The sequence below is a fragment of the Halorubrum sp. ARQ200 genome (assembly GCF_005435115.1).
In the GTDB taxonomy this organism is placed as follows: domain Archaea; phylum Halobacteriota; class Halobacteria; order Halobacteriales; family Haloferacaceae; genus Halorubrum; species Halorubrum tropicale.
Genome location: NZ_SGTZ01000009.1, coordinates 90,254 through 114,609, shown reverse-complemented (window position 1 = coordinate 114,609; position 24,356 = coordinate 90,254). Strand labels below are relative to the sequence as shown.

The 24,356-nt window shown below is 69.2% G+C and carries 22 protein-coding genes; 15 read left to right on the top strand and 7 right to left on the bottom strand.

The features are described 5' to 3' along the window. Positions 1-7: 7 nt before the first annotated feature. The 4 genes from EXE50_RS11675 to EXE50_RS17880 all read left to right on the top strand — a co-directional run bounded on the left by EXE50_RS11675 (position 8) and on the right by EXE50_RS17880 (position 2,871). Positions 8-460 carry a DUF5791 family protein gene (locus tag EXE50_RS11675; protein ID WP_137705155.1) on the top strand — a complete coding sequence of 151 codons (453 nt, stop codon included), beginning with the start codon at positions 8-10 and terminating at the stop codon, positions 458-460. After that, positions 457-1,359 (top strand): NAD-dependent epimerase/dehydratase family protein, encoded by a 903-nt coding sequence (locus tag EXE50_RS11670; protein WP_121600334.1) that lies wholly within the window; start codon positions 457-459, stop codon positions 1,357-1,359. The genes EXE50_RS11675 and EXE50_RS11670 overlap by 4 nt, the downstream gene beginning before the upstream one ends. A gap of 121 nt (positions 1,360-1,480) precedes the next feature. Further along, the gene (locus tag EXE50_RS11665) at positions 1,481-2,656 is read left to right on the top strand and encodes a bifunctional oligoribonuclease/PAP phosphatase NrnA (RefSeq protein WP_053772409.1); all 1,176 of its coding nucleotides are present in this window, start codon (positions 1,481-1,483) and stop codon (positions 2,654-2,656) included. Between the two features lie 83 nt (positions 2,657-2,739). Continuing rightward, on the top strand, positions 2,740-2,871 hold the full coding sequence (locus EXE50_RS17880; RefSeq protein WP_255510291.1) for a hypothetical protein: 132 nt from the start codon (positions 2,740-2,742) through the stop codon (positions 2,869-2,871). Between the two features lie 55 nt (positions 2,872-2,926). On the opposite strand, the gene EXE50_RS11660 is transcribed toward EXE50_RS17880, so the two are convergent. Continuing rightward, positions 2,927-4,144, bottom strand: a complete 1,218-nt coding sequence (locus EXE50_RS11660; RefSeq protein WP_053772408.1) for a proteasome-activating nucleotidase — start codon at positions 4,142-4,144, stop codon at positions 2,927-2,929. Between the two features lie 191 nt (positions 4,145-4,335). On the opposite strand from EXE50_RS11660, the gene EXE50_RS11655 reads away from it, so the two are divergent. The 4 genes from EXE50_RS11655 to rad50 all read left to right on the top strand — a co-directional run bounded on the left by EXE50_RS11655 (position 4,336) and on the right by rad50 (position 9,102). After that, the gene (locus tag EXE50_RS11655; protein ID WP_053772407.1) at positions 4,336-4,599 is read left to right on the top strand and encodes a helix-turn-helix domain-containing protein; all 264 of its coding nucleotides are present in this window, start codon (positions 4,336-4,338) and stop codon (positions 4,597-4,599) included. Between the two features lie 83 nt (positions 4,600-4,682). Then, positions 4,683-5,069 (top strand): hypothetical protein, encoded by a 387-nt coding sequence (locus tag EXE50_RS11650; RefSeq protein ID WP_053772406.1) that lies wholly within the window; start codon positions 4,683-4,685, stop codon positions 5,067-5,069. After that, positions 5,066-6,412, top strand: a complete 1,347-nt coding sequence (gene mre11 / locus EXE50_RS11645) for a DNA double-strand break repair protein Mre11 (RefSeq protein ID WP_137705154.1) — start codon at positions 5,066-5,068, stop codon at positions 6,410-6,412. Before EXE50_RS11650 ends, mre11 begins: the two co-directional genes overlap by 4 nt. Continuing rightward, positions 6,409-9,102 (top strand): DNA double-strand break repair ATPase Rad50, encoded by a 2,694-nt coding sequence (rad50, locus tag EXE50_RS11640; protein ID WP_137705153.1) that lies wholly within the window; start codon positions 6,409-6,411, stop codon positions 9,100-9,102. The genes mre11 and rad50 overlap by 4 nt, the downstream gene beginning before the upstream one ends. 78 nt (positions 9,103-9,180) lie before the next feature. On the opposite strand, the gene EXE50_RS11635 is transcribed toward rad50, so the two are convergent. From EXE50_RS11635 to EXE50_RS17490, 4 genes are all read right to left on the bottom strand, one after another. Continuing rightward, entirely contained in the window at positions 9,181-9,459 is a 279-nt protein-coding gene (locus EXE50_RS11635) for a hypothetical protein (RefSeq protein WP_121600337.1), read from the bottom strand. Positions 9,460-9,525: 66 nt separating this feature from the next. Then, positions 9,526-9,987, bottom strand: a complete 462-nt coding sequence (locus tag EXE50_RS11630; protein ID WP_137705152.1) for a hypothetical protein — start codon at positions 9,985-9,987, stop codon at positions 9,526-9,528. 26 nt (positions 9,988-10,013) lie between these two features. Beyond that, the gene (locus EXE50_RS11625) at positions 10,014-10,436 is read right to left on the bottom strand and encodes a hypothetical protein (protein ID WP_121600339.1); all 423 of its coding nucleotides are present in this window, start codon (positions 10,434-10,436) and stop codon (positions 10,014-10,016) included. 97 nt (positions 10,437-10,533) lie between these two features. Then, the gene (locus EXE50_RS17490) at positions 10,534-10,707 is read right to left on the bottom strand and encodes a hypothetical protein (RefSeq protein WP_167551914.1); all 174 of its coding nucleotides are present in this window, start codon (positions 10,705-10,707) and stop codon (positions 10,534-10,536) included. Positions 10,708-10,809: 102 nt separating this feature from the next. On the opposite strand from EXE50_RS17490, the gene EXE50_RS11620 reads away from it, so the two are divergent. From EXE50_RS11620 to EXE50_RS11595, 6 genes are all read left to right on the top strand, one after another. After that, positions 10,810-13,632, top strand: coding sequence for a DNA-directed DNA polymerase (locus tag EXE50_RS11620; RefSeq protein ID WP_137705151.1), 2,823 nt, complete (start codon positions 10,810-10,812; stop codon positions 13,630-13,632). Positions 13,633-13,777: 145 nt separating this feature from the next. Beyond that, positions 13,778-14,692 (top strand): ABC transporter ATP-binding protein, encoded by a 915-nt coding sequence (locus tag EXE50_RS11615; RefSeq protein ID WP_137705150.1) that lies wholly within the window; start codon positions 13,778-13,780, stop codon positions 14,690-14,692. 52 nt (positions 14,693-14,744) lie between these two features. Then, complete coding sequence (gene sufB, locus EXE50_RS11610) at positions 14,745-16,175, top strand: Fe-S cluster assembly protein SufB (protein ID WP_121600342.1); 1,431 nt, start codon at positions 14,745-14,747, stop codon at positions 16,173-16,175. Position 16,176: 1 nt separating this feature from the next. Next, a complete protein-coding gene (sufD, locus tag EXE50_RS11605; protein WP_053770097.1) occupies positions 16,177-17,391 on the top strand; it encodes a Fe-S cluster assembly protein SufD in 1,215 nt (404 codons plus the stop codon). A gap of 154 nt (positions 17,392-17,545) precedes the next feature. Next, positions 17,546-18,031, top strand: coding sequence for a ferritin family protein (locus tag EXE50_RS11600; protein ID WP_053770962.1), 486 nt, complete (start codon positions 17,546-17,548; stop codon positions 18,029-18,031). A gap of 43 nt (positions 18,032-18,074) precedes the next feature. Then, positions 18,075-18,518: a metal-dependent transcriptional regulator gene (locus EXE50_RS11595; protein ID WP_053770098.1), complete on the top strand. Its 444-nt coding sequence runs from the start codon at positions 18,075-18,077 to the stop codon at positions 18,516-18,518. A 27-nt stretch (positions 18,519-18,545) separates the two neighbouring features. On the opposite strand, the gene prf1 is transcribed toward EXE50_RS11595, so the two are convergent. Continuing rightward, positions 18,546-19,796: a peptide chain release factor aRF-1 gene (gene prf1 / locus EXE50_RS11590; RefSeq protein ID WP_053770099.1), complete on the bottom strand. Its 1,251-nt coding sequence runs from the start codon at positions 19,794-19,796 to the stop codon at positions 18,546-18,548. A gap of 75 nt (positions 19,797-19,871) precedes the next feature. Then, positions 19,872-21,680, bottom strand: a complete 1,809-nt coding sequence (gene argS, locus EXE50_RS11585) for an arginine--tRNA ligase (protein ID WP_137705149.1) — start codon at positions 21,678-21,680, stop codon at positions 19,872-19,874. 283 nt (positions 21,681-21,963) lie between these two features. On the opposite strand from argS, the gene EXE50_RS11580 reads away from it, so the two are divergent. Further along, a complete protein-coding gene (locus EXE50_RS11580) occupies positions 21,964-24,333 on the top strand; it encodes an amino acid permease (RefSeq protein ID WP_053770101.1) in 2,370 nt (789 codons plus the stop codon). Positions 24,334-24,356: the final 23 nt, after the last annotated feature.

The window sequence follows — 24,356 nt, the reverse complement described above, 5'->3', positions numbered from 1 at the left end:
TGAGGGTATGTTCCACGAGGTCGTCGACGGTAGCGGCGGCGGACCCGAGGTCGACGCCGACGAGCCGGCGGCGGAAGAGTTGCTCGCCGCCTTCGAGGCGATGGTGACGGAGGCGGCCGCGGCGGTCGACCCCGACCGGCTGGTCGGAGAGGTCGGGCTGAGCGAGGCGGACGCGGGCGCCCTCCGCGACGGGGAGGTCGCGTCGCTCTGGCTCGCGGACGGGGCGGCCGTCCTCGCGGCGGCGAACCCGGACCGAGACGCCGACGCGACGGTGGCCGAGGTGCGCGATCACCTGCTGATGGGGATGGCGACCGCCGTCCTCGACGTCGACGCGATCGCCGCGAAGATCGACGCCGACCTCACCGGCCAGGAGGTCCAGCAGGCGTTGGAGGGGCGGACGAGGATGACGCTCGGCCAGCTCGCCGAGATCCTCGCGGTGATCGAGCGACGCAAGCCATGAGGGTCGTCGTCGTCGGCTGCGGGTACGTCGGGCTGGCGCTGGCGGACCAGCTCGACGCCCGCGGTCACGCGGTGACCGGCGTCCGGCGGTCGGACGCGGGGCTCGACGCGGTCGACGCCGTCGGCCCCGACGTCGAGGCCGTCCGCGCGGACGCGACCGATCCGGCGTCGCTCTCGGCGCTCCCGGACGCGGACGCGGTCGTCTTCGCGGCCAGTTCCGGCGGGCGCGGCGCCGACGCGGCGCGGGCGGTGTACGTCGACGGCCTGGCGAACGTCGTCGACGAGTACGGCTCGCGAGCGTCGCCGCCGGACCGGCTGGTGTACACCTCCTCGACGGGCGTGTACGGCGACCACGACGGCGGGTGGGTCGACGAGGAGACGCCGGTCGAGCCGACCACCGAGAAGACTCGCGTCCTCGCCGAGGCGGAGCGGATCGCGACCGAGCGGACGGCGGACGCCGGGGTCGACGGAACGGTCGTCCGGTTCGCGGGGCTGTACGGCCCCGACCGGTACCGCCTGGAGCGGTACGTGGAGGGACCGGTGACGGCCGGGTACCTGAACATGGTCCACCGCGACGACGCCGCGGGGTCGATCCGGCACCTGCTGGAGACGGACCGGGCGCGCGACCGCGCCGTTCTCGTCGTCGACGACGAGCCGGTCGACAAGCACGCGTTCGCCGACTGGCTCGCCGACGCCTGCGGCGTCCCGCGCCCGGAGAAGCTGTCGAAGGACGAGCGGATCGCGGCCGGCGACCTCTCCGCGGCGGCGGAGCGCCGGATCCGGACGAGCAAGCGGTGTTCGAACGCGCTGCTCCGCGAGCTCGGCTACGAGTTCGCTCACCCGACGTTCCGGTCGGGGTACCGCGACGCCGTTCGCGCGTTCCGGGCGCGGTGCGAGTAGACCGCCCCGTCGAATCGCGGCGCGCCGTCACACAGCTCCGGAATGACGGGGGGTTCCGTCGGTTCCGGTCGGTCGGAACGGTGACGAAGCTTCATGTGTCGGGAGCGACTCGCCACAACGCATGCGAGCGATGAGCGCGGTCGGCGACCGGTTTTCGCAGGCGGCGACCATTGCCCGGGAGCATCCCGAGCTCGCCGTCGCCGCGGCGCTCGTCGTCCTGATCGCGGTCGGCGTCGGCCTGATCGTGCTTCGGTCCCGGCGGACGGCCGGAGTGAAGTTCCGCCGACTGCTGGCCGCCGAAGACGAGATCACGGTGTTGATGCACCCGAATCCGGACCCCGACGCGATGTCGGCCGCGGTCGGGGTCGCCTCGCTCGCCGACCAGGTGGACGTCGACGCCACCGTCCAGTACCCCGGACAGATCCGCCACCAAGAGAACCGGGCGTTCCGGACCGTCCTCGACCTCGAGCTGGAACCGATCGAGCACGTGAGCGACCTCGCGGCGGAGTCGGTCGTCCTGGTCGACCACAACGAACCGCGGGGGTTCGCCGGGGCCGACGGCGTGTTGCCGACGGCGGTCGTCGACCACCATCCGGGAGACGGCGCCGGCGAGCTGTTCACGGACGTGCGGACGGACTACGGCGCGACCGCGTCGGTCGTCGCCGAGTACTTCCGGGACAACGACGCGGTGCCCGTCCCGCCGGACAAACACGCCAGCGAGACGTCGAGCGACCTGACGCTGTCGACGGACACGGCGACCGGCCTCCTGTACGGGATCCTGGCCGACACGAAACACCTCACCGTCGGCGCCAGCGAGCCCGACTTCGCGGCGGCCGCCTACCTCTACCCCGGGGTCGACCAGGACCGGCTCGACCGCATCGCGAACCCCGCGGTCGACGCGGAGGTGCTGGAGGTGAAGGCCCGGGCGATCGCGGGGCGGCGGATCGAGGGGTCGTTCGCGGTCGCCGACGTCGGCGGCGTGAACAACGTCGACGCGATACCGCAGGCTGCGGACGAGCTGATCCAGCTGGAAGGAGTCAGCGCCGTCGTGGTGATCGGCGAGCGCGACGAGACCGTCCACCTCTCGGGCCGGTCGCGCGACGACCGGGTCCACATGGGCAACGCGATTGCGTCGGTGTTAGACGACGTTGACAACGGGAACGGCGGCGGGCACTCCCGGATGGGCGGCGGGACGATCGAACCGGAGGTCGACCCCACCGGAGAGGGGGAGCGAGAGGTCGTCGACCGCGACGCGCTCGCCGACGGGCTGTTCCGCGCGATGGCGGGCGACGTGTGACCGAGCCGGCGAGCCGACGGTCGCCGCGACGCCCTCGGCGGCGCGACGCGCGGATTTAAGTCTCGGCCCGCGGTGGGTCCGACATGGACATCGATGCGTCGGTCGACGACGGCTGGCTCGCGCTCACCGGCGTCGGCGCCGGCTACGGGATCGCGGTCGGACTGGTGTTCCTGCTGGTCTTCGTCGCGCCGTACCTCGTCGTCGCTGCGCTGTAACGGGCGCTTCGACGGGAGCGGACGGTCGGAAAAGGACTGAGCGGCCGCGACGCGATCAGGCGAACGCCAGCGAGTCGTCGGCGTTCGTCTCCTCGTCCTGGCGGAGCTTCTCGTGGGCCTCGAGGAAGTCGTCGACGGTGACCTCCGTGCGGTCGTCGCGGATGGCGAACATCCCGGCCTCCGTACAGATCGCCTTGATGTCGGCACCGGACGCGTCGGGAGTCAGCTCGGCGAGCTCACCGAAGTCGACGCCGTCGGCGAGGTTCATGTTGCGGGTGTGGATCTGGAAGATGATCTCGCGGCCCTCGGTCTCCGGCTTGGGCACCTCGATGAGGCGGTCGAAGCGGCCGGGGCGCAGGATCGCGGGGTCGAGCATGTCGAAGCGGTTGGTCGCGGCGATGATCCGGACCTCGCCGCGCTCGTCGAAGCCGTCCATCTCGGAGAGCAGCTGCATCATCGTCCGCTGGACCTCGGCGTCGCCCGAGGTCTTCGAGTCCGTCCGCTTCGAGGCGATGGCGTCGATCTCGTCGATGAACAGGACGGCGGGCTGGTTCTCGCGGGCGACCTCGAACAGGTCCCGGACCAGCTTCGCGCCCTCGCCGATGAACTTGTGCACCAGCTCGGAGCCGGCCATCTTGATGAACGTCGCGTCCGTCTCGTTGGCGACGGCCTTCGCGAGCATCGTCTTGCCCGTCCCCGGCGGCCCGTACAGCAGGACGCCGCTCGGGGGCGTGATGCCCACGTCCTCGAACATGTCGGGGTGTTCGAGCGGCATCTCGACGGTCTCGCGGACCTCCTGCATCTGGTCTTCGAGTCCGCCGATGTCGGCGTAGGTGACGTCCGGCGAGTGCTCGACCTGCATGACGCGGGCGCGGACGTCGGTCTCCTTCTCCAGCTTCTTGACCACCGACAGCGAGTTGTTGACCGCGACGCGGTCGTCGGGGTCGAGCTTCTCGCGCATCTCGTCGGTGACCTCGGTGAGCGCCTCCTGGTTGTTGCCGTGCTGTTTGATCACGGCGCCGTCGGGCGTGATCTCCTGGACCGTCGCCACGAACAGCGGGGACTGCTTCAGCTTCTTGTTCTCGTGGGTGAGCCGTTCGAGCTTCTGCTGGTACTTGTTGTTCTCCGCGTTGGCGTCGAGGAGCTTGTCGCGCATCTCCTCGTTCTGGGACTCTAAGACGTCGAGCCGCTCCTGCAAGGAGTCGATCTTCTCCTGTTTCGACGCCGCTCCCTCGTCGTAGGGCATATCGACGTCGTCGACGGTGTCGCTCATTGTGCTTATTAAAGCGTCTCGCGGATAAGAGGCTTCGGGTGGGGGCACGATGCCGCCAGTATCGTCTGCGAGACGACGACGCGCGGGGGGTTCGCCGGACGGACTGGTCGGACCGAGGCACATGAATGCCCAATAGTAATGAAATGTGATAGTAAATATTATTATCCAGCATGCGATCGATCGAGGTACGCATGAGCACGACCGATGCCGTCACCGCCGAGGACGGGACCGCGGACCGCTGGGCGGCCGTTCGCGACCTGCCGCCGAGCGCGAAGCTCGTCGCGAAGGTGTTAGACTACAACGACACGCTGACCCAGAGCGAGCTTGCCGAGGAGACGCTGCTCCCGCCACGGACCGTCCGCTACGCCCTGTCGCGGCTCGAAGAGGAGGGCGTCGTCGACTCCCGGTTCTCCTTCACCGACGCGCGCAAGCGGCTGTACTCGCTGGGGATCTGAGGCGGGGTTCGGACCGCGCCGCGGTCCGTCGGGTCGAGGGAGCGTCCGCGACCGTTTATCACCGATGCCGCGCCAGTCGACCCGTGGTCTCGACTACCGCCGTCAAGCGCGCCTTGGCCGCGCTCGCGACGCGCACCGACACCGCGAGGCGCCCGTACGTCGCCGTGATCGACGAGGCGGACGCCGCGCGCGCCGACCTCCGCCGGGCGGCCGGCTTCGTCGACGCCGTCGGTCTCGACCGGCTGGCGGAGGCGGTCGACGCCGCGGAGCGCGCGGACGACGAGGCCGCCGCCGAGCGCGGGCGCGAGGCGCTGGCCGCGTACCGGGCGTTCCGACGCGCGGCGGACGGCCCCGGCCGGGACGGCGACGCCGACGCCGGCGGCCCCGAGCGGCGCGGCGACGGGCGCGACCACTTCCGCTCCGGCCCCGGAATCCCTAAGCCGGACACCGGCCAAGACGCGGACAGATGACACGGGTGATCCACACCGGCGACACCCACGTCGGGTACTCGCAGTACCACTCGCCGGTCCGACGCCAGGACTTCCTCGACGCGTTCGAGGCCGTGGTCGACGACGCGGTCGACGACGGCGTCGACGCCGTCGTCCACGCGGGCGACCTCTTCCACGACCGCCGGCCCGAACTCGGCGACCTGATGGGGACCATCTCCGTCCTCCGCCGGCTCGACGACGCGGGGATCCCGTTCCTCGCGGTCGTCGGCAACCACGAGTCGACGCGGGGCGGGCAGTGGCTCGACCTCTTCGAGCGCCTCGGCCTCGCGACCCGGCTCGGCGACGAGCCGGTCGTCGTGGGCGACACCGCCTTTTACGGCCTCGACCACGTCCCCGTCTCGCGGCGCGACGACCTCGACTACGCGTTCGCCGACCACGACGCCGAGTACGCCGCCCTGGTCGCGCACGGCCTCTTCGAGCCGTTCGGCTACGCCGACTGGGACACGGAGACCGTGCTGACCGAGAGCGACGTCGACTTCGACGCGATGCTTCTCGGCGACAACCACACGCCCGACACCGCGCGGGTCGCCGGGACGTGGGTCACGTACCCGGGCTCGACCGAGCGCGCGAGCGCCAGCGAGCGCGAGGGGCGCGGCTACAACGTCGTCGTCTTCGACACCGAGGCGGCCGGCGGCGACGACCGGGTCGAGATCCGACGCCGCGCGCTCGACACGCGCCCGTTCGTCTTCGTCTCCGTCGAACTGCGCGAGGGCGAGGGCGAGTCGCGGGTCCGCGAGCGCGTCCGAGAGCACGACCTCGCCGAGGCGGTCGTCCACGTCGAGGTCACCGGGGAGGGCGACCCGGTGACGCCCGCGGCCGTCGAGGAGTTCGCGACCGACGAGGGCGCGCTCATCGCGCGCGTCACTGACAGGCGCGAGGTCGACGCCGACGGCGAGGTGGACGTGAGCTTCGCCGACCCGGAGGACGCCGTCCGCGACCGCCTCAACGAGATGTCGCTGTCGACCGCCGCGCGCGACGTGGAAAGCGCGGTCCGCGAGGACACCGTCCCCGACGCGAACGTGCGCGAGACGGTGAAGCGACGGGTCGAGGAGCGGCTCGACGGGGACCTCAGCGCGTTCGAGGCCGTGGAGCCCGACGCCGAGACCGACGAGGATGACGACGGCAAACCGGGTGCCGAATCGGATGACGCCGAGGGCGGCGACGAATTGGACGGCGACGCACCGGACGACGAACTGGACGACGGCGAACCCGAGCCGGACGAGTCCGACGCCGACCCCGCCGAGGCGACGGACGCCGACTCGGCGTCGCCGGACGGCCAGGTCTCCATGGAGGACTACCTGTGAAGTTCGACCGCGTCCGCCTCGCGAACTTCAAGCCGTACGGCGACGCCGACCTGCGGCTGACCGAGGGGGTCACCGTCATCCACGGGCTCAACGGCAGCGGGAAGTCGTCGCTGTTGGAGGCCTGCTTCTTCGCGCTGTACGGCTCTAAGGCGCTCGACGGGACCCTCGATGACGTGATCACGAACGGCGAGGAGGAGACGGAGGTCGAGCTGTGGTTCACCCACGACGGCGTCTCCTACCGGGTCGAGCGGCGGCTCAAGTCGTACGACGGCCGGATCGACCACCAGTGTACGCTCGAATCGACCGACGGGAGCGACGTGACGCGTGACGGCGCCCGCGCGGTCCGCGAGTTCGTCACGGAGCTGCTGCGGATGGACGCCGAGGCGTTCGTCAACTGCGCGTACGTCCGGCAGGGAGAGGTGAACAAGCTGATCAACGCCACCCCGCGGGAGCGGCAGGACACGATCGACGACCTGCTCCAGCTGGGGAAGCTGGAGGAGTACCGCGAGCGCGCCGGCGACGCCAGGCTCGGCGTCGAGGACGTGCTGGAGAACCGGCGCGGGCGGCTCGACCAGCTCGACGAGCAGATCGCCGCGAAGGAGGACCGCGACCTCCACGCGCGGCTCAACGAACTTGAGGGCGAACTGGGCGAGGTCACCGACGACATTGACCGGTACGAGACACAGCGGGAGCAGGCGAAGGAGACGCGCGACGCGGCCGCCGAGACGCTGTCGACGCACGCGGAGAAGCGGGAGAAGCTGGAGGCGGTCGAGTCGGAGATCGGCGAGATCGAGGCCGCGATCCGCGAGGCCGAGCGCGAGCGCGACGGCCACCGCGACGCGATCCGCGAGACGCGCGAGCGGATCGACGAGATCGAGGCCGAGATCGACGATCGGCTCGACGACGCCGGCCTCGACGCGGCGACCGAGGAGGCGATCGCCGACCGCCGCGCGGCGCTCGACGAGCGGGAGGCGACGGTCCGCGAGGGGCTCGACGACGAGCGGGTGAACGCCGAGGGGCTCCGCAATCAGGCGACGAACCTCGCCGGGAAGTCCGACGACCGGACCGAGCGCGCCGCGGAGGTCGAGGCCGAGGCCGACGACCTCGCCGACGAGGCCGAGGCGACGGCGGCGGAGGCCGACGAGGCCGAGTCGTCGGTCGCGGACCTCCGCGAGGAGGCCGACGAACTCCGCGAGCGGTTCGCGGCCGCGGACGCCGACGTCGACCGCGACGGCGTCGCCGACGAGCGGGACGCGCTGCGCGACGAGCGCGGCGAGGTCCGCGAGCGGATCGCCGAGCTGTCGGCGGAGCTGAAGAACGCCCGCGAGCGCGTCGCGGAGGCCGAGGAGCTGCTCGCGGCCGGGAAGTGCCCCGAGTGCGGCCAGCCGGTCGAGGACTCGCCGCACGCCAGCGGGATAGAAGAGGACCGCGAGCGCGTGGCGGAGCTGGAGGCCGAGCTCGAGGACGCCCGCGAGCGCGAGGGCGACCTAGACGACCGGATCGCGGAGCTCGACGGGCTCGCGAGCGCCGCCGACCGGCTCGACGAGATCGACGAGCGGGTCGAGACGCTCGAAGCGCGCGTCGAGGAGAAGCGCGAGGCGGCGGACCGAAAGCGGGAGACGGCCGAGGAGAAGCGCGAGCGTGCCGCCGATCTCAGGGAAGAGGCCGAGGAGACGCGCGAGGTAGCCGCCCAGAAGCGCGAGGAGGCGAAGGCGGCCGCGGCGCGCGTCGAGGAGCTCGAGTCCGAGCTCGCGGAGATCGACGACGCCCGCGAGGCGGTGACGGCGATCGAGGAGCGCCTGTCCGCCGTGGCGGACGCGGAAGACGAGATCGAGCGCCGCCGCGAGAAGCGGGAGAACCTCGAAGAGGTGAACAACGAGCGGCGCGACCGGCTCGCCGACAAGCGCGAGCGGCGCGACGAGCTCGCGGACGCCGTCGACGAGGCCGCGGTCGAGACGGCGAGGGAGCGGAAGCAGGAGGCCGAGCGGTACCTCGAACAGGTCGCCGAGGAGCTCGACCGCCTCGGCGAGCGCCGAGAGGAGCTCCAGAACGCGATCGGCGGGGTGAAAGGCGAGCTCCGCGAGCTGGAGGAGCTCCGCGAGGAGCGCGAGGCGCTGGGCGAGCGGGTGGCCGCGCTGGAGGGCCTCCACGAGGAGACGAGCGAGCTTGAGTCGATGTACGGCGACCTGCGCGCGGAGCTCCGCCAGCGCAACGTCACCGAGCTGGAACGCACCCTCAACGAGACGTTCGAGCTCGTCTACGGCAACGACGCCTACTCGCACATCGAGCTCGACGGTGAGTACGTCCTCACCGTCTACCAGAAGGACGGCGAGCCGCTCGACCCCGAGCAGCTCTCCGGGGGCGAGCGCGCCCTGTTCAACCTCTCGCTGCGCTGCGCCATCTACCGGCTGCTCTCGGAGGGGATCGAGGGAGCGGCGCCGACCCCGCCGCTCATCCTCGACGAGCCGACCGTGTTCCTCGACTCCGGTCACGTCTCTCGGCTCGTCCGACTCGTCGAGGAGATGCGCGGCTTCGGCGTGCGCCAGATCGTTATCGTGAGCCACGACGACGAGCTGGTGGGCGCGGCCGACGAGCTCGTCACCGTCGAGAAGGACCCGCGCTCGAACCGCTCGACCGTCCGGCGGGAGGACGCGGCGGACATCGAGGCGGCGTCGCTCGCCGACGACTGACCGCAGTCCCGCAGGACCGCCCTCCGCGTACTCCGACGGGCGGCCGTTCGTATCTCTTCCCCAGGCAGCGGGCGACGCTCACGCCCCGGCCTGCCCGAGCAGATAGGCGAACGTACCGAGGGCGACGGCGACGGCGAGCCCGGCGTACGCGAGCAGGTACCGCCACGAGTCCGCCGAGGAGTACCGGAAGGCGGCGACGGCACCGACTCCCGCGAGCGCGAGGAACCCGTACGCGACCGGGGGTCCGGCCAGGCCGAGGCGATGCGCCAGGACTCGTTCCGAGATGAGCGGGGCGAGGAGACCACAACAGACCGCGAGGAGGGCGCCGCCGAGGCGCCCGTTCGGTCGGAGCGCCATGGGCGAGGGGCGTCGGCCGACCGGCAAGTGCTTTCTGTCGGCGTCGGCCGTTCGACGCCGGCGGGATCAGCCGTCGTCCGACTCGGCGCCGCCGTCGTCCGCCGACTCGCCGCGCAGCAGCGCCAGCGCCTCGACCGCGACCGAGGTCGCCTCGTAGCCGCGCCGTCCGGCGACCTCGGCCTCGCCGACCAGGCCGGCCGCGCGGAACTCGGAGAGCGCGCCGTGGAGGTCGGACTCGCACATGTCGGCCGCGTCGAGGAGGTCGATGGCGGCGATCGATCCCTCGTCGACGACCACCGCGAGCAGGCCGAGCGACCGGTCGTCGCGGACCGCGCCGAGCGTCCGACGGACCGGTTCCGGCACGCCGGAAGCGGCGGTCGCGAGCGGCGACTCGCCCTCCACGACCCGGAGGTCGTCGTTGTCGACGTAGCGCTCGACGCCGGTCGCCGGGTCCCGCACGCGGCTCGACTCGGCGGAGCGCTTCACGAGGAGGTACGTCTCGCCGTCGCCGTCGCGGACCGTCTGCATGATCGGAGGAGGGCCCTCGCCGGGTATTACGCTTCCGGGGGCGTCTCGTCGGGGTCGCGGTCGTCCGCCTCGGTCACCGTGTCGTCGGAGTCGGCGTCCGGCTCGGCCTCGTCCCGTGACCGCTTCCACGATCGATACGTCTGGTAGGTCCGGACCCCCGCTAAGAGGCCGACGACGAACAGGGCCGGACCGATCCGCGACCAGCCCTCGAAGAACCACACCATCGGGCCGAGCGCGACGAGGAGGACGGCGGCGTTGGCGTAGATGACGGCGACGACGAACGCGCGGAGGGTGTCCCGGTCCACGTCGCTCGCGCCCTCGAAGTCGCCGCCGTCGTCGAACGACTTCACCGAGGGCGCCTTCGGGATGTCGGGCGTCATCTCCCGCTCGGCGTCGGAGCTCTCGCCGACCGAGATCTCGCCCTCGTCGTCCTCGTCGAGGCTGAACACGTCCGGTCGTACGCCGCGCCGGTGCAAATGGGTTCCGTCCGAGCGCGGCGGCTACGGGGGACGGGATCGGCGCGGCGGGACCGAGGGCCGAACCCTCTCAGACCGCGTCGGCGAGCCGGACGGTTCGGCTCGCCTCGACCCACGCGAGGGGGTTCGCGGCGTCGAAAAGCACCACGTTTCCGTCGTCTTCGTACGCCTCCACCTCGGCGTCGACCGCGTCGGAGTCGGCCGGGCGAGCCACCTCGGATTCGGAGCGTGGGTCCGAAGACATGGACCGTGGTAAGTCATCACACATTATATGCCTTTCCGTGGCGGGATAGCTCGCCGCACCCGAAAGCCGAGTTTTTTAGCCGGGTGCCGCCGAAGGACGGATATGACTCAGTCGGGGCTGTCGGACTTCTCGTCGACCGGGGACGCGGGCGACGGGGCCGACGGCGACACGGACACCGAACGGGAGGAGCTGGCCGCCCAGGAGGCGGCCGTCGTCGCCGGCGGCGGCCGCGGGCACGTCAGCGACGTGGTCGACGTCGACGAGGCGAAGTTCCCGGAGTCGACCGGGACCGTCGAGCTGATGATCACCCAGATCGACTACGCCGTCGAGGGGTACGGGAGCGACGAGTACCCGGTCGTCCACGTGTTCGGTCGGCGGCCGGCCGAGAACGTGGACGGGGAGGCCGAACACGTCGACGGGGACCCGGACCACGACGTCGTCGAACACCTCCGCGTGCTCGGCGTCGAGCCGTACTTCTACGTGCCCACCGCCGACCTCGACCGCGACCCCGTCGAGGAGTACGACGTGGTGATCGGGACCCGCGAGGAGAGCCCCGACGGCGAGCCCTTCGAGAGCATCCGCGGCGAGCCGCTCACCCGGATCGTCACCCGGACGCCCCGCGACGTGGGGAACATCCGGGACGACTTCGAGACGAGCTTCGAGGCCGACATCCTGTTCCCGAACCGCTTCCTGATCGACAACGGGATCAACGGCGGGATCCGCGTCGAGGAGCGGCGCCTCGACGACGGGGAGGGGACGATACAGGTCCACGAGGGCCACCTCGAACCCGCCGAGGTCGACGCCGACCTCCGCGTGAACACCTTCGACATCGAAGTCGACGACCGGCGCGGCTTCCCCGAGGACGGCGAGGAGCCGATCATCTGTCTCACCAGCCACGACTCCTACGACGACGAGTACGTCGTCTGGCTGTACGACGCGCCCGAGGCCGACATCCCGCCGCCGGCGGACCTCCCCGACTACGAGGGGATCGTCGGCGGCGACGGGGAGCTCGACTTCCGGGTCCGCACCTTCGAGGAGGAGGCCGCGATGCTCGACGCGTTCGTCGAGTACATCGACGAGACGGACCCGGACCTCCTGACCGGCTGGAACTTCGAGGACTTCGACGCGCCGTACGTCCTCGACCGGCTGGAGGTGCTCGACGAGGGGAGCCAGTACGACCTCGACGTCGACCGGCTCTCCCGGATCGGCGAGGTGTGGCGCTCCGGGTGGGGCGGTCCGGACGTGAAGGGGCGGGTCGTCTTCGACCTGCTGTACGCCTACAAGCGCACGATGTTCACCGAGCTGGAGTCGTACCGGCTCGACGCGGTCGGCGAGCGCGAGCTCGGCGTCGGGAAGGAGCGCTACACGGGCGACATCGGCGACCTCTGGGAGCAGGACCCGGAGCGCTTACTGGAGTACAGCATCCGCGACGTGGAGCTGTGCGTCGAGATCGACCGGAAGCAGGACGTGATCGCCTTCTGGGACGAGGTGCGCACCTTCGTCGGCTGCAAGATCGAGGACGCGCCGACGCCCGGCGACACGGTCGACATGTACGTCCTCCACAAGGCGTTCGGGAAGTTCGCGCTCCCGACGAAGGGCCAGCAGGAGTCGGAGGAGTTCGAGGGCGGCGCCGTCTTCGATCCGATCACCGGCGTCAAGGAGATGGTGACGGTCCAGGACCTGAAGAGCCTCTACCCGATGTGTATGGTGACGATCAACGCCGGCCCGGAGACGAAGGTCGACCCCGACGAGTACGACGGCGAGACGTACGTCGCGCCCAACGGGACCCACTTCCGGAAGGAGCCGGACGGGATCATGCGCGAGATGGTCGACGAGCTGCTCTCCGAGCGCGAGGAGAAGAAGGCGCTCCGGAACGACCACGACCCCGGCACCGAGCCGTACGAGCAGTACGACCGGCAGCAGGGAGCTGTCAAGGTTATTATGAACTCACTCTACGGCGTGACGGGGTGGGATCGGTTCCGTCTTTACGACAAAGAGGGCGCAGCAGCCGTCACAGCGACCGGTCGCGAAGTCATCGACTTTACCGAGGAGGCCGCTGAAGAGCTTAATTACCAGGTTGCTTATGGAGATACCGATTCGGTAATGTTGTCTCTTTCTGACATGTCGAAGGAGGAGGCGATAGAGACCTCCTTCGAGATAGAGGACCACATCAACGAGCGCTACGACGACTTCGCGCGCGAGGAGCTCAACGCCAGCGAACACCGCTTCCAGATCGAGTTCGAGAAGCTCTACCGGCGGTTCTTCCAGGCGGGCAAAAAGAAGCGGTACGCGGGCCACATCGTCTGGAAGGAGGGGAAAGACGTCGACGACATCGACATCACCGGCTTCGAGTACAAGCGCTCGGACATCGCCGGCATCACGAAGGAGGTCCAACAGAACGTCATCGAGACGATCGTGACGGGCGACGACATCGACGACGACATGGAGGAGGTCAAGGGGTACCTCGTCGACGTCATCGCGCGGGTGCTCGACGGCGACGTGGACCTCGACGAGGTCGGGATCCCCGGCGGCATCGGCAAGAAGCTCGACGCCTACGACACCCCGACCGCCCAGGTCCGCGGCGCGAAGTACGCCAACCTCATGCTCGGGACGAACTTCGGCAGCGGGTCGAAGCCGAAGCGGCTCTACATCGAGAAGGTCCACCCGGACTTCTGGGCGCGGATGGAAGACGAGGCGGGGCTCGACCCCCAGCGGGACCACCTCTACGGCGAGTTCAAGCGCGACCCGGACGTGATCTGCTTCGAGTACGCCGACCAGGTCCCCGACGAGTTCGAGGTCGACTGGGAGAAGATGCTCGACAAGACCCTCAAAGGACCGATAGAGCGCGTGATAGAGGCGCTCGGCATGTCGTGGGAGGAGGTCAAGACGGGCCAGGAGCAGACGGGGCTGGGCTCGTTCATGTGACCGACGGCGAGGCGAAACGCCGGTCGTCGAAAGCACTTTTCGATCGGAAGAAAATTTCTTGGTCGATCTGCGATTTTTGAGGCGGAGATGCGTAACCGTTAACCCCCGCAACGCCCACTGTTCGCACACGAGGCACGAGAACACAATGGCAACTCTCGAAATCAACGACCTTCGGGCACGAGTGGCCGAAGAGGGCGGTGAACGGATCCTTCGCGGCGTCGACCTGACCGTCGAGTCCGGGGACATCCACGCGCTGATGGGTCCCAACGGCTCGGGCAAGTCGACGCTGGCGAAGGTGATCGCCGGCCATCCGGCCTACGAGGTGACCGACGGGTCGGTCTCCCTCCACCTCGACGAGGACGACGTCGCCGACATCGACGCCGACCTCGACGACGAGGATTACCACTGGGAGCTCCTGGAGCTGGAGCCGAACGAACGCGCCGCGCTCGGCATCTTCCTCGGCTTCCAGTACCCCGCCGAGATCGAGGGCGTCACCATGACGAACTTCCTCCGCCAGGCCCTCAACGCGAAGGCCGACGAGCGCGAGGAGCTGTTCGAGGACGAGGACGAGGAGTCGGCCGAGGCCGACGACGAGGGGTACGAGACCTCCCCGATGGAGGGCCCCGCGGACGACGGCGAGATCGGCGTCGCCGAGTTCCAGGAGATCCTCTCCGAGAAGATGGAGCTGCTCGACATGGACGAGAAGTTCATGCAGCGGTACCTCAACGCCGGCTTCTCCGGCGGCGAGAAGAAGCAGAACGAGGTCCTCCAGGCCGCGATGCTGGAGCCGAGCGTCGCCGTGCTCGACGAGATCGACTCCGGGCTCGACATCGACCGCCTGAAGGACGTCTCGAAGGGGATCAACGCGCTCCGCGACGAGCAGGGCACGGGGATCCTCCAGATCACCCACTACCAGCGCATCCTCGACTACGTCGAGCCCGACCACGTTCACGTCATGCTCGACGGCGAAGTCGTCAAGAGCGGCGGCGCGGAGCTCGCCGAGAAGCTGGAGGACGAGGGGTACGACTGGGTCCGCGAGGACGCCTTCGAGGCGGCGTAACCGAATGCGGGCACGCGACACACCTAAACACGGGAATCCGTAACAATACACTATGAGTTCACAACAGGACGACCTCAAGGAGACAGACACCGAGGCTCGCTTCGAGTTCAAGAAGGAGGAGAAGTCCGCCTTCAAAAGCGAGAAGGGCCTCACCGAGGAGACGGTCCGCGTCATCTCGGAGGACAAGGACGAACCGGAGTGGATGTTGGAGCGCCGCCTGCGCGCGCTCGAGCAGTTCCAGGAGATGCCGATGCCGACCGACTGGCCCGGGCAGCCCGATCTCTCTGAGGTCGACGTCGAGGAGATCGTGCCGTACATCCGCCCGGACATCGACAAGCGCGGCGGCGCGGACAGCTGGGAGGACCTCCCGGAGGAGATCCAGGACACCTTCGACAAGCTGGGCATTCCGGAGGCCGAGAAGAACGCGCTCTCGGGCGTCGGCGCGCAGTACGAGTCCGAGATCGTCTACCAGAACATGCAGGAGCGGTGGGAAGAGAAGGGCGTCATCTTCTGTGACATGGACAAGGCCGTCCAGGAGCACGAGGAGCTCGTCCGCGAGCACTTCATGACGAAGTGCGTCCCCCCGAGCGACAACAAGTTCGCGGCGCTCCACGGCGCCATCTGGTCCGGCGGTTCGTTCGTCTACGTCCCGGAGAACACCACCGTGGAGATGCCCGTACAGGCGTACTTCCGGATGAACTCCGAGGGGATGGGCCAGTTCGAGCACACGCTCATCATCGCCGAGGAGGGCTCCGAGGTCCACTACATCGAGGGCTGTTCCGCGCCGAAGTACTCGGCGTTCAACCTCCACTCGGGCGGCGTGGAAGTGTTCGTCGGCGAGGACGCCCACGTCCAGTACTCGACCGTGCAGAACTGGTCGAAGAACACGTACAACCTGAACACGAAGCGCGCCATCGCCGAGAAGGGCGGGCGCATGGAGTGGATTTCGGGGTCGATGGGGTCGAAGGCGACGATGCTGTACCCCTCGACGATCCTGAAGGGGCGCGGCGCCTCCGACAACCACATCACCATCGCCTTCGCGGGCGAGGGCCAGGACATCGACACCGGCGCGAAGGTGTACCACAACGCGCCGAACACGAAGTCCACCGTCGAGTCGAAGTCGATCGCGAAGGACGGCGGCCGCACCAACTACCGCGGCCTCGTCCACATCGCGGACGGCGCGGAGAACTCCTCGACGGCCGTCGAGTGCGACGCGCTGATGTTCGACAACGAGTCGACGTCGGACACGATGCCGTACATGGAGATCAACGAGTCGAAGGTCGACGTCGCCCACGAGGCGACCGTCGGCAAGATCGGCGACGAGGACATCTTCTACCTCCAGTCGCGCGGACTCGACGACGACGACGCCAAGCAGATGATCGTCTCGGGCTTCATCGAGCCGATCACGGAGGAGCTGCCGATCGAGTACGCCGTCGAGCTCAACCGGCTCGTCGAGCTCGAGATGGAGGGTTCGCTCGGATAACATGAGCACGAAGCAAATCGAGAGCCTCTCGGAGGAGACGGTACGACGCATCGCCGACGAACGCGACGAGCCCGAGTGGCTCTTAGAGACCCGACTGAACGCGCTGGCCGCGCTGGAGACCGCGGAGCTGCCCGACGTCATCCAGACGCCGGGGCGCCGCTGGACCGACCTGGAGGCGCTGGACTTCGAGGCGCTCGTCGACCCGCTGAACCAGGCCGACGAGACCGAGCGGACCGCGGGCGACGACGAGGTCGTCGTCCTGCCGTTCACCGAGGCGCTCGCCGAGTACGGCGACGTGATCGAGGCGAACTTCGGCTCAGTCCTCGACCCCGAACACAACTACCTCACCGCGCTTTCGGTCGCGCTCTTCACCACCGGGACGTTCGTCTACGTCCCCGAGGGCGTCGACGTCGAGGACGTGACGGTGCGCGCGGAGATGAACTCCCGCTCGCTGTTCAGCCAGACGCTCGTCGTCGCCGAGGAGTCCTCGTCGGTGACGATCCTCGAGTCGATCGAGACCGGTGACGCCGAGGTCGACGACGACCGGTACTTCTCGAACCTCGTCGAGGTCGTCGCGGGCGAGAACGCGAACGTCCAGTTCGGCTCGCTCCAGAACCTCGACTCGGACGCGTACACCTACTCGCTGAAGCGCGGCGTGACGGACACGTACGCGACGATCGACTGGATCGAGAGCAACTTCGGCTCGAAGCTCACCCGCTCCGACATCGAGACCGACCTGAACGGCGACGGCTCCGAGAGCCAGATCGTCGGGACGTTCTTCGGCACGGACGACCAGCACTTCGACATCAACGCCCGCGTGTGGCACCAGGCCGAGCAGACGACCGCCGACCTGGTCACCCGCGGCGTGCTCGACGACGTCGCCCGCTCCGTCTACGAGGGCGTCCAGGACGTCGGCGAGGACGCGTGGAACACCTCCAGCTACCAGCGCGAGAACACGCTGATGCTGTCGGACGAGGCCGAGGCGGACGCGTCGCCGAAGCTGATCATCCACAACCACGACACCGAGGCCTCCCACTCCGCGACGGTCGGGCAGGTCGACGCAGAGGACCTGTTCTACCTCGAGAGCCGCTCGATCGACTCGCGGACGGCCCGGAACATGCTCGTCGAGGGCTTCTTCGTGCCCGTCCTCGAGGAGATCGCGGTCGACGAGTTCCGCGACGACGTCGAGGAGCTCGTCTTCGAGCGCCTCCAGTAAGCGGTCGGCGCTCGCCGCCCGCCCGCCGAACGGATTTTTCCGACGCCCGACGCGCCGACTCCGCGACCGGCGCGCGAGGGGAACCGCTTAAGACCGACGACGCCCGAGTCGATGGTATGCGAACCCGCGTATCGCGCCGTCTCGGGTGGTCGCGGTGAGCGTGAGCCAGCGGGTCGCCTCCGACGACCAACTCGCGCGACTGCTCCAGATCGGCATCGTACTCGAAGAGGTCGTCGAAGCGCGAGCGCACCGCCACTACCAGCAGCTGGACGCCGAGCTCGACGAGGAGGTGGAGACGCTGCTCGCGGACGCCGCCGAGGAGTCGGCCGACCACCGCGAGCGCTTGGAGGCGATCATCGAGGGGCTCGGCGTCGACAGCGTCCCGTTCGACGAGATCGAGTCGCTGGTCGACGCCCGCTACGGACGGACGCGACCGGAGGACTTCGACGACGTGCTGTACGACCAGCTGTGCAACGAGGAGACGGCCTACAAGTTCTACGACGACCTCATCGAGGCGATCGAGGGCTCCGACGCGGCGTTCTCGATCGACCGCGATGAGCTGATCGCGACCCTAACGGCGATCCGCGACGAGGAGGCCGAGGGCGTGCGCGAGGTCACGGAGGTCATGGAGCGCCGATGAACCGGACAGACGAGTCGCCGACGAGCGCCGACGGAGGACAGCCGTGAACACCGCAGATCAGTACCTCAAGACGATATACGTCGTACAGGACCAGGAGGACGGGCCCGCCTCGACCGGGTCGATCGCCGACGCGCTCGGCGTCAGCCCGGCCAGCGCCAACGAGATGATCGGCAAGCTCGAAGAGCGGGGGCTCGCCGAACACGAGAAGTACAAGGGCGTGCGCCTCACCGACGACGGCATCGTCCGCGCGCGGGACGCCCTCCAGACGTACTGTATCATCGAGCGCTTCCTCGCCAACGTCCTCGCGGTCGAGGACTTCCAGGCGGAGGCCCGCGAGCTTGAGGCGGTCATCGACGACACGGTGGCCGAGCGGCTCGACACGATCATCGACCGCCAGCCGGAGTGTCCGGACTGCTTCGACCCCGAGTCCGACGCCTGCGCGTGCCTGGAGGTCGCGGCGACGCCGGTCGAACCGGAACAGCAGTAACGTTTCGCCCCGTCGCGGAGAGCGGCTTTACACGCCGGTGGAGTAGCGCAGGATGCCCGCGATGCCGCCGAACGCGTCGAGCAGCTGCTCGCCCTTCTCGAAGTCCGTCGAGATGAACCGCGTCTCGGTGCCGCGCTGCTCCGCGATGGCCATCAGGTGTTCGATGACGTCCTCGCGCTTCTCGACGGTCGCCTCGTCGCCGCACTCGCTACACTCGTGGTCTGGCGTCGAGTGACGGGCGTCGACCACCTCGTACTCCTCGTGGCCGTTCGGGCACTCGTAGACGACGACGTCCGAGCGGAGGTCCTCGGAGATGAGCAGGCGGTCGACCGACCCCATGATCAGGTTCCGGCGGGTCTGTTCGAACCCGTAGGTGGCCTCCTGCCCGGTGTTGAGCTTCTCGAAGAACTCCTCCATGTCGTTTTTGTCCTGGACGATCTCCTGGTCCGCGAGCGCCTCCTGGCCCGCGTCGACGAGGTCCTTCAGGCCGGACTCGTCGGTGTAGGCCACGTCGAACTTGCCGAGGACCTTGTCCTGAAGTTCGTGGTGGAGGTAGTCGCCGTCGAGGAACTCGTCTTTCGTCGGCGAGGGGCCGCCGACGAGGATGCCGTCGAGCTCGTGGCGCCTGTCGACGAACAGGTCGTTGGCCATCCCCGCGACCTCCTGGTAGAAGTTGTCGATGGCCTCTAAGCGCAGACGGGCGAACCGCTGTGCGGACTGACCCCCCTTCCGCTGCTTGCCGGGGACGAGCGAGGAGGCGGACTTGACGGGTTCGACGCGCTTGCCCTTCAGCCAGCCGACGTTCGCCTCGCGGCGGTCCAAGACGATGAGCCCGAAGAGCCCGGAGTCTTCGAGCATGTGTTCGAGCGGCTCGGTGAGGAACTCCGAGTCGCAGTGGTATCGGAACGACTCGACGGGCTGTGGCGGCGACTCCAGCGTCCGGGTGACCATGTCGGTCTGGCCGCCGCCCGCGTCGATGGCGCCGGAGAAGATCACCAGTCCGTTCTCGGGCGGGAAGGTGTCGTAGTAGCGCAGTCGGTCCTTGATCGAGGTGAGCGCGTCCTGAACGGCGGTCCGGGTCTGCTTGGACTTGATGTTCGACGCCTCGCTGTGCTCCTGGGTAACGTGGGCCACCACGTCGGAGATCTGCCTGTCTTCGGGGATGTAGATGGTGACGAGCTGGGTGCCGGAGCCCTCGTAGTCTTTGAGTTCCTCGATTACCTTGCGGAACTCGTACTTCCGGCGGTCCTCGTTCGCCTCCTGTGCGTCGCTACTCATTGTCCGAAATACGGTCGCGTGCGTGTAAGTAAGCTTTGACCTGACGATACCCCCGGGAGCGACCGTCTCGCCGCGCTACATCGACTCCGGCGCCTCGACGCCCAGCACGTCGAGCGCGTTCGCCATCGTGTGCTTCGCGGCCGCGACGACGGCGACGCGGGCGTCGCGGAGCTCGTCGGTCTCGGCGGTCACGACCGGGCACTCGCGGTAGAAGGCGTTGTAGGCGTCGGCGAACTCGCGGGTGAACGTCGCGATCGTGTGCGGCTCCAGGTCGTCGGCCGCAGCCTCGATGGCGGCGGGGAAGCGGGCGACCTCCCGGAGGAGGTCGCGGGCCGCCTCGGTCTCTAACGCGCCCGCGTCCACGTCGAGCGCGTCGGGATCGACCGCGCCGTCGGCGTCGGCGGTCACGCCGGGCACGTCGACGCCCTCGGCCGCTGCCTCGTCGAGGATGCCGGCGCAGCGCGCGTGGACGTACTGGACGAACGGGGCCGACTGCGCCTCGAAGTCGAGCGCGTCCTCCCACTCGAAGGTGATCGCCTTGGCGGGCTGCTTCGAGACGATGTCGTACCGCACGGCGCCGATCCCGACCTGGTGGGCGATGCGCTCGACGTCCTCGTCGGTGAGGTCATCGCCGCGGATGCGGTCGTCCATCCGCGACTCGACGGCGTCGCGGGCGCGGTCGATGGCCTCGTCGAGGAGGTCGTCGAGCATCACGCCCGTCCCCTTCCGCGTCGACATCTTCCCGTCGGGGAGGTTGACGTACGAGTAGATGACGTGGCCGAGCCGGTCGGTGTCGTTGCCGAGGAGTTCGAGGGTCGCGTCGAGCTGGTCGGCCTGGAGCTTGTGGTCCTCGCCGAGGACGGTGACGGCGCGGTCGTAGTTGTCGAACTTCCACTCGTGGTGGGCCAGGTCGCGGGTGGTGTAGAGGCTCGTGTCGTCGGAGCGCAGGAACACGAGGTTCTTGTCGATCCCCCACTCGTCGAGCTCCAGCTGCCAGGCGTCTTCCTCGTAGACGGCGTGATCGGTCTCCTTGAGCCGCGCGGCGATGTCGTCCGTCGAGCCGTCGCGCATGAACCGCGTCTCCTTGACGAACTCGTCGAACTCGGCCGGCAGGCGGGCGAGGCACTCCTTCATGCCGCCCAGCACCGCGTCGACGACCTCGCCGACGCGCTCGTAGGTCGCCTCGTCGCCGGCCTCGAGCCCCTGGAGGATCGCCTGTATCTCCTCCTCCGCGGCCTCGACCGCGTCCGGGTCGGCCTCCTCCAAGAAGGCGTTCCCCTTCCGGTAGTAGCGCACGAGGTCGTACTCCGCGCGGTCGCGGGCGGGCTCGGCGTCGAGGTCGGCCTCGTCGAACCGCTCGTACGCCCACGTGAACACCGCCATCTGCCGGCCGGCGTCGTTGACGTAGTAGTGGCGGTCGACGTCGTAGCCCGCGTACGCCAGGAGGTTCGCCACGGCGTCGCCGACGATGGGGTTGCGCGCGCGGCCGACGTGGACGGGGCCGGTCGGGTTCGCGCTGGTGTGCTCGACGACGACCGAGGCGTCGCGGTCGGGGAGCGCGCCGTACGCCGGATCGACGGCCGCCGCGTCGAGCGTGTCGGCGAGGTAGCGCTCGTTCGCGTGGAAGTTGACGTACGGCCCCGCGGTGTCGACGCGCCCGACGTAGTCCGCGTCCGCGACCGACACCGCCTCGGCGACGGTCGCCGCGACGTTCGGCGGCGCGTCGCCGACCTCGCCCGCGAGCCGGAACGCGACGCTGGAGGCGAGCGTCGCGTCCATGTCGTCCGGCGGGCGTTCGATGCCGAGGTCGTCGGTCGGGAGGTCGAGCTCGGCGAGCGCGTCCGCGAGCGCCGCCTCGACCTCCGACCGGAGCTGCCTGAACATACCGTCCGTTCGACGGGCGGGTTAAAAGGCCCTTCCGAACCGTGCCGCGGACTCGAACGGACGGAGGGCCCTCGGGTCCGCCGCGGCGCGCGCCGCCGACCCGTTTTCGAATCGATAATTTCCGCTCCGACTGGACCACTCATGGGCAAATCGTACCGGGAGATATTTTGTCTCCGGGGTTCAGACCAGGAGGTAACCATGTTCTACGGCATAGCGGCGAGACCACGGCACGACGCGATCGGTCGACGCGGACAACTGGTACGCCGGACGCTCCTTCGCACCGATGGTTGAGCACACCCGGACGCTGGACTTCAAGATCGCGTTCGCCATCGGCCTGGGGACGATGATCGCCGCCGGCATCTTCTCGCTCTCCGGCACCGCCGTCGCGGCGATCGGCTCCAGCGCCGTCATCGCGTTCGTCATCGCGGCCGTCATCGCCGGGATCACCGCCGCCGGGTACTCGGAGTTCGCCTCGATCTACTCCGAGAACGGCGGGGGATACCTGTTCTCCTCGCGGACCTTCGAGAACGACACGCTCGTCTACGCCATCGGCGCGATGCTCTTCCTCGGCTACACCGGGACGACGGCGTTCTACCTCGCGACGATGGACGAGTGGTTCTTCAGGTTCGTGCTCCCGGAGGCGTTCCACGTCCTCCCGCACGGGACGACGGGAGTGCTCGCCGCGCTGCTCCTCGGGACGCTGAACGCCCGGGGGACAGAGGAGAGCGGGATGTTCCAACTGTTCGTGACGGGGGCGAAGGTGGCCGTCCTGCTGGCGTTCATCGGCGGCGCGTTCTCGTTCCGCGGCCCGTCGACGGCGGTCGGCACCTTCGCGACGGGCTTCACGACGGACGTGGTGGGGATCGTGTCGATCGCCGCGCTGGCGTTCATCACGTTCTTCGGCTTCTCCGCCATCGCCGCCAGCGCCGGCGAGATCATCGAGCCGAAGCGGACCGTCCCGCGGGCCATCGCCGCGTCGATTGTCACGGTCACCGTCCTGTACGCGCTGGTGATCGTCGCGATGGTCAACTCGCCGGTCCCCGCGGAGGTCATCGCCCGCGAGGGCGAGACCGCGATGGGCGAGGTCGCCGCCGGCTTCCTCGGCCCCGTCGGGCGGTCGCTCATCGTCGCCGGCGCCATCTTCAGCATGGTCAGCGCGTCGAACGCCTCGATACTCGCCGCCAGCGGGATCGGCTCGCTGATGGGCCGCCAGGGGCAGGCCCCCCGACCCTTCTCGCGGATCCATCCGGAGTACAACACGCCGTTCTGGAGCATCGCCACCGCGACCGGCACCATCGTCTTCCTGATCGTCGCGTTCATCATGTTGTTCCCGGCGGAGGGCGGCGTCCTCCCGTTCCAGATCAGCGTTCCCCTGCCCGTGGTCGGCTCCCTCGCGATCACGGAGCTGGGACTGACGACGCTGACCGGGTTCGCGACGCTGAACCTCCTGTTGCCGCTCTCGATCGTCAACCTCGCGCTCATCTACTCGCGGCGGCGCTACCCGGACATCGAGCGCGGGTTCCGGGTGCCCGGAGTCCCCCTCGTCCCGATCGCGGGCGTCCTCGCGAACCTCGGGCTGATCTACAACCTCCCGCTGAAGGGCGTCCTCGTCGGCGTCGTCCTCGTCGGGGCGCTGCTGGTCGCGTACCTGTCGTGGGGCGGGGCGCCGGCCGTCGACGAGCTGTTCGAGAAGGTGGTCGAGCCGGAGCCGGCCGCCGAGGAGACGGCCGGTGGCGCGGACACCGAGGCGACCGACGAAGACCGATACCGAGTGCTCGTCGCGGTCGCCCGCCCGGACAGGGCGGCGCGATACATCAGGCTCGCCGATACCCTGGGGAAGCTCCAGCACGACACGCCCCACATCCACGTGCTGAACGTCACGCAGATACCGGAGCAGACGCCGTCGGAGGTCGTCCGGGAGACCGCGGAGAGCCGCGTGACCCGGATCGAGGAGCTGCTCGCGGGCGAGGACCTCGACGCGGACTACACGGTCGAGGGCCACATCTGTCAGGACGTGGCGTTCGACATCCTCCAGACCGCCCGCGAGGGCGACGTCGACCAGATCCTGATGGGGTATCCCGAGGAGCACACCGACGTGGCCGAGACGATCGAGTACAAGGCGCCCTGCGGCGTGATGTTCGTGCGCGGGTTCACCGACGAGACGGACGCCTCGGTCGTCAACGTCGGCGCGGGCGGCGGCCCGCACCACAAGGCGCTGCTGCCGATGGTCGAGCGGCTCGGGCGCGACGGCGCGGAGCTCCACGTGGTCAGCGTCAATCCCGACGGCGGCGGGGGACGCGCGGAGTCGGCGGACGCGACCGTCGCCGGCCTCTCCGACGCCCCTGAGGTACAGATCCACAACGTCCAGGCGGCGACCGTCGCGGAGGGGTTAGTCGAGACGGCCGCCGAGAACGGCGGGATCCTCGTGATCGGCGCGACCCGGACCCGCAGGCTCAGGCGCTGGGTGTTCGGGAGCACGCCCGACCGCGTGATCGACCTCGCGGACGGGGCGGGCGTCCCGGTCATCGTCTACGCGGGCGACCGCGGCGTCCAGGGGCCGATCGAGGACTACCTCTACCCCGTCTACCGCTCGCTGACCGGTCGACAGCGGACCGAGGCGCCCGCCGACGGGACGTCGACCGAGGGCAACTGACCGCGTCGGCGCGGACCCTCCGG